Genomic DNA, 12,578 nt, shown 5'->3' with positions numbered 1-12,578 from the left:
GCGTGGCCTCACCGATGTGCCGCCCGGCGGGGGAGCCGTTCCCGCCGGGCGGCGGTCCCGACAGCCGTTCGCCGGCAGTTCGGCGGCGCGCAGGATATTGACATGCTCAGAGCTAGTCTCGATGCTGTCACAGCACTCTTCCATCGATGCAAAGGTCGGTCCGGAGGACCGAGGGACGCCCGGACGCCGCTCCTGACCGGCGAACCGGTCTTCTGCCCGGCGTCGAAACGGCGGCGGCCAACCAGGGAACGAGGCCATGAGACTCTCTCGCCTGCTGTCCGCCGTCGCCGCACTGGCGCTGTCCGCGGTCGCCGCCACCGTCATGTCCGTGTCGTCCGCCGAACCCGCCGGAGCGGAGCAGACCGGCCTCAGGGCCGCGGACCCCAGCGTTCTCAGGGTGGGTGGTACCTACGTCTCCGTGCAGTCGACCGGCGGTGGCATCGCCGTACGGCAGGCCGCCTCGACGGGGGCGCTCGCGTCGGCACCCGCCCGGCAGGTCTGGTCGGACACGCGTGGCCTCGGCGAGGTGTGGGCTCCGGAGATCGTGGTGGACGGCGGCCGCTACTACATCTACTTCTCGGCCGGCCGTGGAGCGGCCCACCGGATGTACGTGACCAGTTCCGCCACCCCCGACAGCGGGTACACCACCGAGTCGAAGCTGGCCCTCCCGGACGACAAGTGGGCCATCGACGGCAGCCTGTTCACCTTCGACGGGCAGCGCTGGTTCGTCTGGTCCGGCTGGGCCGGTGACACGAACGTCGAACAGAACCTCTACGTCGCGCGCATGAGCAGTCCGACGACACCGACCGGCGGACGCTCCGTCATCTCGCAACCGCGCGAGAGCTGGGAGCGAGTGGTGGGCAACCCCTTCATCAACGAGGGGCCCGAGCCTGTCAAGGACCCGAACGGGCAGCTGCACATCGTGTACTCCGCCAACGGCAGCTGGAGCGACCAGTACTGCCTGGCCGATCTGCGGCTGCGGGCAGGCGGCGACCCTGCGTACGTCTGGGACTGGTACAAGTCCAACGGATGCCTCTTCGGCTCCAACCGCGCGACCATGATGGCGGGCTGGGACCCCACGCTGTATGTCAACGGCCCGGGCCACCACTCCTTCGTCCTGCTCAACGGCGACATCAACACGAGTCCGCCCGCCGGGCCGAAGTTCCCCTCGATGTTCCACGCGGTTCCGAAGGGGACCCCCTACACCTGGGAGAACCGCTACTGGTACACCGGCACCTTCGCCTGGTGGGGCAACACCACCTACAGCCGGGCCAACGTACCGGGCCCCGGCACGGACACCGGCTGGAGCCTCAAGTTCTTCGAGTAGCCGCTCCCGCGCGTCCGATGCCGCCGGCAGCTTGGCGGCGCGCCCCTCGCGGAGGCCGCGCGGCCGGGGCCGTGGCGCCCTCCCTGGTGGCCCCCTTCGCCCGGGCGGGCGAGAATGGCCGACGGGGCTATGGCGCAGGGAGGCAGCCGTGACGGTGCGACGCGTGGGCCTCGTGGTCCACGGAGGCCGTGAGCATGCCGCGGACGCGGCGCGCGAGGTCCGTGCGTGGTGCGACGAGAACGCGGTGCGGTGCACCGACATCGACGTGTGGGACGACGACGTCCGGCGCGGCGCCCGCGACGAGGTCCGGGCGGCGGGCGATCCCGACCTCATCGTCACGCTCGGTGGCGACGGCACCTTCCTGCGCGGCGCCAGGCTGGCCGCTCGGATCGACGCCCTGATCCTCGGCGTGGACCTGGGACGGGTCGGTTTCCTGACGGAGGTTCCCGCTTCGGCGGTCCGCTCCGCACTGGACGCCGTCCGGGACGGGGACCTCGAACCGGAGAGCCGCATGCTCCTCACCCTGCGCGCCTCCCGGCCTCTGGAGGTACCCCCGGAGATGGAGGCGCTCCTGCGCTACGGCCGCGGGCCGCTCCTGCCGCCCCCACGCGTGCGCACCGACTGCGAGAGCGGCGACGAGTGGGGCGTCGCCCTGAACGTCACCGCGCTCAACGACATCGTGATGGAGAAGCTGTCGAGGGACCGGCAGGTCTCCGTGGGCGTGTACGTCTCCGGCCGGCTCCTCGCCTCGTACTCCGCCGACGCGCTGCTGGTGGCCACCCCGACGGGCTCCACCGCCTACAGTTTCGCCGCAGGCGGTCCCGTCGTCTCGCCCCGTGCCGAAGCCCTCGTCTTCACGGCCGTCGCCCCGCACATGACGTTCGACCGTTCGGTGGTCACGGCACCCGACGAACCCATCGGCCTGCGCATCCTCGAACGCTCGGGGCAGGCCGCGGTCAGCATCGACGGCCGGCTCCGGGGCGTACTCGATCCCGGCGACTGGATCGGCGTGTACGCGTCGCCCCGTCGCCTCCGGGCGGTACGGCTGGGGCCGATGGACTTCTACGGACGTCTGCGCGACCGCATGCGGCTGACCGACGCACCTGCCGCGGCGGCCGACGGCACCCCCGCCCCCCTCTGGCCGGTCACCACCCCACCGCCGGGCGACCTCGCGCACCTGGCGATGCCCGAACTGCCCACCGGGCCGAAGGGCCTCGGCCCCGGTGACGAGGACGAGGACACCGACGCGGGGTCCCACCGTCGCCCCTGAGACGCGTCCGTCGTCGTGCGTGCTACGAGGGCGTACAGGTCTGCGCCGACAACCAGGAGGTGGTGGACCGTTCGGAGTTGGTGATCATCGCCGTACGCCGCCAGGACCGGCATGAAGCACTCGCCGACCTGCGGGTGGACGGCGACAGGACCGTGGTCAACGTGATGGCGGGCGTCGCCGGTGACGACCTCCGCCGGATCCTGGACACCGACGCCCCGGTGGTACGGGCCATTCCCCTGCCCTCCGTACGCGAACGCCGCTCCGTCACCGCGACGTACCCGTCGCACCCGGCGGTGGACGCTCTCTTCGAGTATCTGGGCGGGGTCCTGCCCGTCGCGGACGAGGCGGCCTTCGACGTCCACTCCGCACTCACGGGGACGCTGACCACCCACTACTCGTATCTCGCCACGCTCACGTCGTGGGCCGTCGGCCACGGCGTCGCCCCCGACGACGCCGACCGCTACATCCGCGGGCTCTTCCGAGGTGCCGGCCGTGCCCTGAGCGACGAGACCCGCACGCTTCGGCAACTCGCCGCCGACCACGAGACCCCGAACGGGAACAACGAACGCATCCGAACGACGTGGTTCGACCCGGCCAACTCCGAAGCGCTCGGCAGAGTTCTCGACGGCCTCCTGCTCTCACTGCGGTAGCCCGTGGTCGTGGGCCCGCGGCCGTACGGGGTCGCAACGCTGTGCTCGATCACTCGTGCGGGTCCTGACGCCTTCCACGGGACGGCCGGTGTCGGGGACCCCGGCGGCCAGGCGGCGGGCCGTGTCTCGGTCCAGGAGCGCGCCCGGACCATACGGCTCCCTGTCGATCGCCGCACGGCCCTGTCGGGTCCGCATCGGGCTCGGCACTCTCGCTCGACGCCGTGGCCCCGAAGGAACCGGTGGGATGCGGAGCCTCCGCACCCCACCGGTCTCCGGTCCCTCGCCTCAGGTCCATCAGCCCTGGATCAGGTCCCGGAGCGCCGTGTTCAGCCCGAGGACGTTCACACGGGGCTCGCCCATGAAGCCCAGGAGCCGTCCCGTCGTGTGATCGGCGAGGAGGCCCTCTACGTCCTTGACGGGAAGCCCGTTCTTCTCCGCGACCCGACGGACCTGGAGTTCCGCGTACGCGGGGGAGATGTCCGGGTCCAGGCCGGAGCCGGACGAGGTGACCGCGTCGGCGGGCACATCAGCGGGCTTCACCTTGTAGGAGGCCGTGGAGTTGTCCTTGACCACGGCCGCCCTGGCATCCGTCACCCACTGGATCAGTTCCTCGTTGTCGCCGGAGCGGTTGGTGGCACCGGAGAGGATCAGGGAGTACTGCGTGTTGACACTGTTGCTACCGAGGCCGTTGGAGGGGCGCGGCTGAAACCACTTCAGGTCCGGTCGCGCGACCTCCTCGGCGTCGTCGGGATTCTGCTTCGGCAGGTCGTACGTCTGACCGATGAGGGAGGAGCCGACCACCCTGCCGTCCCCGTCCTTTGTCTCGGAGCCGTTCGCCCGGCCGCTGAACAGGGCCTGCGCGACTCCGGTGACGGCGAGCGGATAGACGACCCCGCACACCAGGGTGAGGACGAGCAGGGCCCTCAGCCCGGCCCCGAACAGGCGCACGGTGTTGCTGACAGAGGTGTTGGTCATGGCGGATCAGCCGATTCCGGGGATGAGGGAGAGAAGCAGGTCGATGATCTTGATGCCGACGAACGGGGCGATCAGGCCGCCGAGTCCGTAGATTCCGAGGTTGCGGCGCAGCATCCGGTCAGCACCGGCGGGCCGGTAGCGCACTCCCTTGAGGGCCAGCGGTACCAGGGCGATGATGATCAGCGCATTGAAGATGACTGCGGACAGGATCGCGGACTCGGGTGAGGCGAGCCCCATGACGTTCAGCTTGTCCAGCGACGGGTACGCCACGGCGAACATGGCGGGGATGATCGCGAAGTACTTCGCGACGTCGTTGGCGATGGAGAACGTCGTGAGGGCGCCGCGGGTGATGAGGAGCTGCTTTCCGATCTCGACGATCTCGATGAGCTTGGTGGGGTCGGAGTCGAGGTCCACCATGTTCCCGGCCTCCTTGGCGGCCGAAGTCCCGGTGTTCATCGCCACGCCCACGTCCGCCTGGGCGAGGGCGGGGGCGTCGTTGGTGCCGTCACCGGTCATGGCGACCAGCTTGCCGCCGGCCTGCTCCCGCTTGATGAGGGCCATCTTGTCCTCGGGGGTGGCCTCGGCCAGGAAGTCGTCGACCCCCGCCTCTTCGGCGATCGCCTTCGCGGTCAGTGGGTTGTCCCCGGTGATCATGACCGTACGGATTCCCATGCGGCGCAGTTCGTCGAACCGCTCCCTCATGCCCTCCTTCACCACGTCCTTGAGGTGGATGACTCCGAGGACCCGAGGACCGTGAGCGTCTTCCAGAGCCACCAGCAGCGGCGTGCCGCCGGCCTGGGAGATCCGGTCCGTGAGCGCTTGTGCGTCCTCGGCGACAACCCCGCCCCGCTCCCTCACCCAGGCGGCCACGGAACCGGTCGCGCCCTTGCGGACCTTGCGCCCGCTCAGGTCGACGCCCGACATACGGGTCTGCGCGGTGAAGGCGACCCACTCGGCACCCGTCAGCTCGCCCCGGTCCCGTTCCCGCAGCCCGTACCTCTCCTTGGCCAGGACGGTGATCGACCGGCCTTCGGGGGTCTCGTCGGCGAGCGAGGACAGCTGCGCGGCATCCGCGAGTTCGCCCTCGGCCACGCCGTCGACCGCCAGGAACTCGGCCGCCTGCCGGTTGCCCAGGGTGATGGTGCCTGTCTTGTCGAGAAGCAGGGTGGACACGTCGCCCGCCGCTTCCACCGCACGCCCTGACATCGCCAGGACGTTGCGCTGGACGAGCCGGTCCATACCGGCGATGCCGATGGCGGAGAGCAGCGCGCCGATGGTGGTGGGGATCAGGCAGACCAGGAGCGCGGCGAGCACGATCATCGAGGTCTGCTCGTCGGCGCCCGCGTAGACGGCGAACGGCTTCAAGGTGACCACGGCCAGCAGGAAGACGACGGTGAGGGACGCCAGAAGGATGTTCAGGGCGATCTCGTTGGGGGTCTTCTGCCGGGCCGCGCCCTCCACCAGGCTGATCATGCGGTCGATGAACGTCTCGCCCGGCTTCGTCGTGATCCTGATGACGACGCGGTCGGACAGCACCTTCGTACCGCCGGTCACCGCACTGCGGTCGCCGCCGGATTCGCGGATGACCGGGGCCGACTCCCCGGTGATCGCGGACTCGTCGACGGAGGCGACACCCTCCACGACATCGCCGTCGCCGGGGACGGTGTCGCCGGCTTCGCAGACCACCAAGTCCCCGATGCGCAGATCCGTCCCCGCGACCCGCTCCTCGTCCTGCCCGATGACACGGCGGGCGATGGTCCCGGTCTTGGCCTTGCGCAAGGTGTCTGCCTGGGCCTTCCCCCGGCCCTCGGCCACCGCTTCCGCGAGGTTCGCGAAGACGGTGGTCAGCCAGAGCCAGCCGGCGATGGCCCAGCCGAACCAGTCGGTCGGGTCCAGCGCCGCGAGCACGGTGGTGACCACCGAGCCGACCAGGACGACGAACATGACGGGCGACTTGATCATCACGCGTGGGTCGAGCTTGCGAACCGCGTCCGGGAAGGACTTCAGCAGCTGCTTCGGGTCGAAGAGGCCGCTGCCGACGCGGTCGGTGACCGCGTGGTCGCCGGAGGGCGGCAGGTCTCCGTGCGGAGCGTGGGTGGGGGTGACGGTGCTCATGAGGCGAGCCCTTCAGCGAGCGGACCCAGCGCGAGGGCGGGGAAGTAGGTCAGACCGGTGATGATCAGGATGGTGCCGACGAGAAGACCCGCGTAGAGGGGTTTGTCGGTGCGCAGTGTGCCCGCGGTCTCGGGCACCGGCTTCTGCTCGGCCAGCGACCCGGCGAGGGCGAGGACGAAGACGATCGGGAGGAAGCGGCCGAGCAGTATCGCGATGCCGATGGTGCTGTTGAACCACTGGGTGTCCGCGTTCAGTCCTGCGAAGGCGGAGCCGTTGTTGTTCGCCCCCGAGGTGTAGGCGTACAGGATCTCGGAGAAGCCGTGCGCCCCGGAGTTCGTCATCGAGTTGCCCGGAGTGGGCAGAGCCATCGCCACGGCGGTGAAACAGAGCACGAGTGCCGGGGTGATGAGGATGTAGCAGGCCGCGAGCTTGATCTGACGGGTGCCGATCTTCTTACCCAGGTACTCCGGGGTCCGCCCGACCATGAGCCCCGCGATGAACACCGCGATGATCGCCATGACCAGCATGCCGTACAGGCCGGATCCGACACCGCCGGGCGCGATCTCTCCCAGCTGCATGCCGAGCATCGTGATGCCGCCGCCGAAGCCGGTGTAGGAGGAGTGGAAGGAATTGACCGCACCGGTCGAGGTCAGTGTGGTGGCAACCGCGAAGATCGAGGAACCGGCGATCCCGAAGCGGGCCTCCTTGCCCTCCATGGCCCCGCCCGCGATCTCGAACGCGGGTCCGTGGTGGGCGAACTCGGTCCACATCATCAGCGCGGTGAAGCCGAGCCAGATGGTGGCCATCGTGCCGAGGATCGCGTACCCCTGCCTGAGCGAGCCGACCATGCGGCCGAAGGTGCGGGTCAGTGCGAACGGGATCAGCAGGATGAGGAAGATCTCGAACAGGTTCGAGAGCGGGTTGGGGTTCTCGAAGGGGTGGGCGGAGTTGGCGTTGAAGTAGCCGCCGCCGTTGGTGCCCAGCTCCTTGATGGCCTCCTGGGACGCGACCGCGCCGCCGTTCCACTCCTGAGTGCCGCCCGTGAACTGGCCGACCTCGTGGATGCCGGAGAAGTTCTGGATGGCACCGCAGGCGACCAGGACGAGCGCACCGATCACGGAGATCGGGACCAGGATGCGGACGGTGCCGCGCACCAGGTCGGCCCAGAAGTTGCCGAGCTCACCGGTACGTGACCGCGCGAAGCCCCGCACGAGCGCCACCGCGACGGCCATGCCGACCGCGGCGGAGAGGAAGTTCTGCACCGCGAGGCCGCCGGTCTGTACGACGTGGCCCATGGCCTGCTCGCCGTAGTACGACTGCCAGTTGGTGTTGGCGACGAACGACGCGGCCGTGTTGAACGCCTGGTCCGGGTCGATGGAGGAGAAGCCGAGCGAGCCGGGCAGCGAGCCCTGTACCCGTTGCATGAGGTACAGGAAGAGAACACTCACCGCGGAGAAGGCGAGCACGCCCCGTAGGTACGCGGGCCACCTCATCTCCGCGGCCGGGTTCGCGCCGATGGCCTTGTATATCCACTTCTCCGGTTTGTAGTGCTTCTCGGAGGAGTAGACCCTGGCCATGTGATCGCCCAGGGGACGGTACGCGAGCGCCAGGGCGGCGATCAGTGCGAGCAGCTGGAGCACACCAGCGGTCTGGGGACTCATAGCGGCGCTCAGAACCTCTCCGGGTAAAGAAGGGCGAGCACGAGGTAGCCCAGCAGGGAGACGGCCACGATGAGGCCGACGATGTTCTCGGCGGTCACAGCTTGGTCACCCCCCGGGCGATGAGTGCCACCAGCGCGAATACCGCGACTGTGGTGACGACGAAGGCCATGTCGGCCATCGTGAGCTCCTGATCGAAGTGGGGAATGGAATCGGCCGTGCGGCCGAGATGAGCAAACCTCGGCTTCATACCGGTGCTGAGCCCCCTTGACGGGGTCCATACGAGGACGGGGGCTCCTTTGACGCCAACCTGATGCGGCCGACCTCCCCGGCTACGGAGCGTTGCCTTCCGTTACGTGGGAGGAACCCCGGACGGTCCTCCGCGGCACACCGGAATCAGTGCGAGGAAACGTGGCCGGCAGATCCCTCGCACTCCACGCCGAACGGACTCGGATCCGACACCGTGCGGCCCCCGCAGCTCAGGGGGCCGCACGGATCCTCGCGATCAGACGCCGATATCGCGGCGTCGGAAGTCCTCAGCGGTCTCCCGGCGCACCAGCAGGCGCGCCGAGCCCTCGTGCACCGCCACGACCGGCGGTCGGCCGACCAGGTTGTAGGCGGACGCCATGGACAGCTGGTAGGCGCCGGACACCGGCACCGCGAGCAGGTCACCGGGGCGGACGTCGCCGGGCAGCAGGGCATCGACTGCGAGGACGTCACCCGCCTCGCAGTGCCGACCCACGACCGTGGCCGCGACCGGCTCGGCAGTCGCGGAGCGGCCGATCAGGCGTGGCGCGTAGCGTGCCCCGTACAGTGCGGGCCTGGGGTTGTCGCTCATACCGCCGTCGACCGCCACGAACAACGTCGACCCGGTGTGCTTGACGGCGAGGACGCGGTACAGCGCCACTCCGGCCGGGGCCACGATGGCCCGCCCGGGTTCGATGACGAGTCCCGGCACGGGCAGCTCCGCTGCCGCGCAGCTCGACGAGAGCTCCCTGGTCAGGCGGCGTGCCAGCGATGTCAGGTCCAGCGCGGCTTCCCCCGGCCGATACGCCACGCCGTGCCCCCCGCCCATGTCGAGTTCCGGGAACGTGACGCCATGGCTCGCCTTGATCCGGGCCATCAGCCCGACCATCCGGCGCACGGCCACCAGGTAGGGCCTGACGTCGGTGATCTGGGAGCCTATGTGGCAGTGCAGGCCGCTCAGTTCGAGCTGCGGCAGGCCGAGCACCCGGGCGATGGCGTGCTGGGCGGATCCGTCGGTGAGGGACAGGCCGAACTTCTGCGCGTCCGTGCCGGTCCGGATCTTTTCGTGCCCGCCCGCTGCGACCCCCGGTACCACCCGCACCATGACCTTCTGGCGACTGCCGGGGCCCACCAGCGCGGCGATTCGAGCGATCTCCGAGTGGCTGTCGACCATGACGCGTCCGACCCCGAGCCGCAGCGCGGTCTCGATCTCGCGGGGGCTCTTCGCGTTTCCGTGGAGCACGATCCGCTCCGCCGGAAATCCGGCCGTGACGGCGAGTTCGAGCTCGCCGGCGGAGCAGACGTCGAGACCGAGGCCCTCCTCGTCGATCCACCGAACCATCGTCCGGGACAGGAACGCCTTGGCCGCGTACATCACTTCGGCGTCGGGGAAGGCGGCCCGGTACGTCCGGCACCGTGCCCGCACCTCGCCCTCGTCCAGCACATAGGCGGGGGTGTCGAACCGGTCGGCCACGTCGGCGAGCGAGACCCCGCCGACACTCAGATTCCCGTCCGGGAGGCGGGCGGCGGAGGCCGGCCAGACGGACAGGTCGTCCAGTCCGGTCGGGAGTTCGGTCAGAACGGGAGCGGACATGGCGGCATCTCCTCGAGAGGCGGGTATCGAAACGTTGGTCACAGCGCGCGGACGGGCTCTTGCGCCGCGCTCACCGACTCCGCGGTGACAGCAGGTGCCGAAAGGGCGGGGTCGAGGACGAGCCGTTCGATGCCGAGAGGAGCGGCGAGGGAGCGAAGCGCCGACTCGGAGAGCCTGATCGAGGCCTGACCGGCGCCGAAGGTCGCGGTCAGCAGGTCCTGGTGGGTGAAGCCGACGGCAGTCCGCTCCCCCAGGGGAGTGCGGAACATCCGCAGCGCGGGCCCCGACGCTCCGGACCGGACGGGCACGTGCAGCAGCCCGTCCGGGGTCCGTTCTTCGGGGTCGGGATCGTCGTACTGGAAGAGGCACATGGGTTTCTCCGAAGGATCTGCGGGAGGCTGTTGCCCGGCTTGTGACGCCCGGTGTGTGACGTCGAAGCTATGCCCGCCTCGCTCCGCGGTCCTCTGCCACCTGACGCAACCTTGACGGCTGCCGTCCGGTCCATACGGATCGCTGACGCCCGGAGCACTCGGACCGCCGTTCAATGGGATTCCGGACGGGACGACCAGGAGGACATGCGGTGCGGCGGAGAATTGTGGTGGGTGTGAGCGGTTCCCTGGGAAGCCTTGCGGCCCTGCACCGGGCCGCTGCCGAGGCCCAGGAGCGCAGCGCGGAGCTGTGCGCGGTCCTGGCCTGGCAGTTGCCGGGAGGAGGGCTGGGCAGCCGCGCCACGTACGGGACCGCTGTGCTGAGGGAGTGCCGGGAAGCTGCGGTGGAAGACCTGTGCACGGCTCTGGACACGGCGTTCGCCGCCGGAAGACCGGGATTCACACTGATCGGGCTCACCGTGCGCGGCGAGCCCGGGGCGGTACTCGTCGACGCCGTTCGGTCCGCCGACGACCTCCTGGTCGTCGGTACGGGCTCACGCGGCAGCCGGCTTCCCAAGCTGCGGGCGTCGGTGGCCCGGCATTGCCTGGCACATGCGACATGCCCCGTGCTCGCGGTTCCCCCTAACCCGCTCGAAGCCGAACTCGCCTTGATACGTCGCAGGACATGGTCCCTGCCGTCCGTCATGCGCGAACCAGGGCGATGAAGGCGTCACGGCGACTCACCTGCGTCGAGAGGGGGCATGGGGCCGTGATCAACGCGAGGCGGGATACGCGGTCGCCCCGATCGAGGCACGTGGCATCGACCGGGGCGTGGCGAAACTGGCAACGGAATGAGGGCGCCTTGCTTTCAGCAACTGGAAGCAATGCGCCCTCGCTCGTTCTTCGGTGCACTCAGTGGGTCACTGAGTGCAAGGATTCGTGATCCCGTTCGTAGTTCGCCAAGGCCAGCCCCAGCGCGAAGAAGGTGGGTGCCCACTCGCCGACGAAGATGCCCCACCTGTCAGCACGTGATACCCCTGCTGGTTCGACCTTCATTGATCCACACCATGAGACGATTGAGAGGCCGATCGATGCGAAAGCGGCGGAGTAGGCGTACTCGGATTTCATGCCCTTTTCGTGCAACAGCTTGACGATCATGGCTCTCCAGGGTGTCGGGTGCAGTCCGTCGTTCCACCGTCGCCCCTGCCGCTCACCGACGCATCTCGAGCTGAGAATTCACCTTCGTCGCCTTCGAATCATGCATAGGTGGGTGGGCGCTGCCTCCGGCTCTGCGAATTCCCTCACGCCTACGGTTGCGCAGGTTTCTCTCTTCCCCTCAACCACAAGTCCTGATGATTCCTCGGCGTCAGATTGCCGGCGTCCTGGGAACCTGGGGGGACTGCCCGGAGGACGCGACTGGGTATAGGGTATGAAAACAGCACTTGACCTGCAGGAACGCAGGCAGGGAGCCTACTTCTGGGAGTCTCGCGATGTTGCGTACGTTGTTCAAGTCCAAGATCCACCGGGCCACGGTCACCCAGGCCGACCTGCACTACGTCGGCTCCGTGACGATCGACGCCGACCTGATGGATGCAGCGGACCTGCTGCCCGGTGAGCTCGTGCACATCGTCGACATCGACAACGGCTCCCGGCTCGAGACGTACGTCATCGAGGGGGAGCGCGGTTCCGGCGTCATCGGTATCAACGGTGCTGCCGCCCACCTCGTCCACCCCGGTGACCTGGTCATCCTCATCAGTTACGCGCAGGTCGACGACGCCGAGGCGCGCGCTCTCGTGCCGAGCGTCGTGCACGTCGACGCCGCGAACCGCATCGTCGCCCTGGGTACCGACGCGTCGGCACCCGTGCCCGGTACGCGCACCGAGCGCAGCCCGCACGCGGTCCCCGCGCCGAGCTGACCCGGCACGGACGGCGGGGGCGCGGCGCTGGCCCGTCGGAGGCGCGCTGCGGCCGAGCGGCAGGTCGGGGCGGCGTTCCGGGGTGTGACCCGCCGCCGTCCGGGTTGCCCACGCGTCCCGTACGTATGGACTCGGCAGGCGCGGGCAGCAGCACCGGGAGACGGTGGAGAGGAGATCCACTCGTCCTGTCCGACTCAATGGGAGGCACGACATGACGCATCCGTATCCCGACCCCGTACCACCCGCGCCGACGCCCTCGCCCGTACCGGGGCCGCCGGCGCCCTCCCCGGCGCCCGTGCCGCCTGGCCCCGTGCCGCCGGGTCCCGCGCCGGATCCGATTCCGCAGCCCCCGAACCCCGGTCCCGACCCGGAGCCCTCGCCCCAGCCGGCGGGTTGAGCCCGGCTGAGGTCTGTCGTTCGGATCAGGCCGGGGCACGCGTGCCCCGGCCTGATCCGAAC

13 protein-coding genes are annotated in these 12,578 nt (G+C 69.5%); 5 read left to right on the top strand and 8 right to left on the bottom strand.

Features of this window, described 5'->3' with window-relative positions:
* The first annotated feature begins 256 nt into the window (after positions 1 to 256).
* The 3 genes from AB0I83_RS30340 to AB0I83_RS30330 all read left to right on the top strand — a co-directional run bounded on the left by AB0I83_RS30340 (position 257) and on the right by AB0I83_RS30330 (position 3,247).
* Positions 257 to 1,327 carry a glycoside hydrolase family 43 protein gene (locus tag AB0I83_RS30340; protein WP_363306914.1) on the top strand — a complete coding sequence of 357 codons (1,071 nt, stop codon included), beginning with the start codon at positions 257 to 259 and terminating at the stop codon, positions 1,325 to 1,327.
* 148 nt (positions 1,328 to 1,475) lie between these two features.
* Positions 1,476 to 2,597 (top strand): NAD(+)/NADH kinase, encoded by a 1,122-nt coding sequence (locus AB0I83_RS30335; protein WP_363306913.1) that lies wholly within the window; start codon positions 1,476 to 1,478, stop codon positions 2,595 to 2,597.
* Positions 2,594 to 3,247: an NAD(P)-binding domain-containing protein gene (locus AB0I83_RS30330; RefSeq protein ID WP_363306930.1), complete on the top strand. Its 654-nt coding sequence runs from the start codon at positions 2,594 to 2,596 to the stop codon at positions 3,245 to 3,247. Before AB0I83_RS30335 ends, AB0I83_RS30330 begins: the two co-directional genes overlap by 4 nt.
* A gap of 294 nt (positions 3,248 to 3,541) precedes the next feature.
* Here AB0I83_RS30330 and AB0I83_RS30325 read toward each other — a convergent pair whose 3' ends face one another.
* From AB0I83_RS30325 to AB0I83_RS30295, 7 genes are all read right to left on the bottom strand, one after another.
* Positions 3,542 to 4,222, bottom strand: coding sequence for a potassium-transporting ATPase subunit C (locus tag AB0I83_RS30325; protein ID WP_363306912.1), 681 nt, complete (start codon positions 4,220 to 4,222; stop codon positions 3,542 to 3,544).
* Positions 4,223 to 4,228: 6 nt separating this feature from the next.
* On the bottom strand, positions 4,229 to 6,337 hold the full coding sequence (gene kdpB, locus AB0I83_RS30320; protein ID WP_363306910.1) for a potassium-transporting ATPase subunit KdpB: 2,109 nt from the start codon (positions 6,335 to 6,337) through the stop codon (positions 4,229 to 4,231).
* Positions 6,334 to 7,998 carry a potassium-transporting ATPase subunit KdpA gene (gene kdpA / locus AB0I83_RS30315; RefSeq protein WP_363306909.1) on the bottom strand — a complete coding sequence of 555 codons (1,665 nt, stop codon included), beginning with the start codon at positions 7,996 to 7,998 and terminating at the stop codon, positions 6,334 to 6,336. The genes kdpB and kdpA overlap by 4 nt, the downstream gene beginning before the upstream one ends.
* An 8-nt stretch (positions 7,999 to 8,006) precedes the next feature.
* Positions 8,007 to 8,096 (bottom strand): K(+)-transporting ATPase subunit F, encoded by a 90-nt coding sequence (kdpF, locus tag AB0I83_RS30310; RefSeq protein ID WP_356537914.1) that lies wholly within the window; start codon positions 8,094 to 8,096, stop codon positions 8,007 to 8,009.
* Positions 8,093 to 8,245 carry a hypothetical protein gene (locus AB0I83_RS30305; RefSeq protein ID WP_363306908.1) on the bottom strand — a complete coding sequence of 51 codons (153 nt, stop codon included), beginning with the start codon at positions 8,243 to 8,245 and terminating at the stop codon, positions 8,093 to 8,095. The genes kdpF and AB0I83_RS30305 overlap by 4 nt, the downstream gene beginning before the upstream one ends.
* A 255-nt stretch (positions 8,246 to 8,500) precedes the next feature.
* Positions 8,501 to 9,835 (bottom strand): diaminopimelate decarboxylase, encoded by a 1,335-nt coding sequence (lysA, locus tag AB0I83_RS30300; protein WP_363306907.1) that lies wholly within the window; start codon positions 9,833 to 9,835, stop codon positions 8,501 to 8,503.
* Positions 9,836 to 9,873: 38 nt separating this feature from the next.
* Positions 9,874 to 10,206 (bottom strand): SAV_915 family protein, encoded by a 333-nt coding sequence (locus AB0I83_RS30295; RefSeq protein WP_363306906.1) that lies wholly within the window; start codon positions 10,204 to 10,206, stop codon positions 9,874 to 9,876.
* 209 nt (positions 10,207 to 10,415) lie between these two features.
* Between AB0I83_RS30295 and AB0I83_RS30290 the strand changes: the two genes are divergently transcribed.
* Positions 10,416 to 10,928 carry a universal stress protein gene (locus AB0I83_RS30290; protein WP_363306905.1) on the top strand — a complete coding sequence of 171 codons (513 nt, stop codon included), beginning with the start codon at positions 10,416 to 10,418 and terminating at the stop codon, positions 10,926 to 10,928.
* Positions 10,929 to 11,115: 187 nt separating this feature from the next.
* Here AB0I83_RS30290 and AB0I83_RS30285 read toward each other — a convergent pair whose 3' ends face one another.
* On the bottom strand, positions 11,116 to 11,361 hold the full coding sequence (locus AB0I83_RS30285) for a hypothetical protein (RefSeq protein ID WP_363306904.1): 246 nt from the start codon (positions 11,359 to 11,361) through the stop codon (positions 11,116 to 11,118).
* A 332-nt stretch (positions 11,362 to 11,693) separates the two neighbouring features.
* On the opposite strand from AB0I83_RS30285, the gene panD reads away from it, so the two are divergent.
* Positions 11,694 to 12,119, top strand: coding sequence for an aspartate 1-decarboxylase (gene panD, locus AB0I83_RS30280; protein ID WP_356537902.1), 426 nt, complete (start codon positions 11,694 to 11,696; stop codon positions 12,117 to 12,119).
* Positions 12,120 to 12,578 lie beyond the last annotated feature (459 nt).

Origin of the sequence: Streptomyces sp. NPDC049970 (assembly GCF_040660235.1) — a bacterium.
Lineage (GTDB): Bacteria > Actinomycetota > Actinomycetes > Streptomycetales > Streptomycetaceae > Streptomyces.
This window is presented reverse-complemented; position numbering and strand designations above follow the sequence as displayed.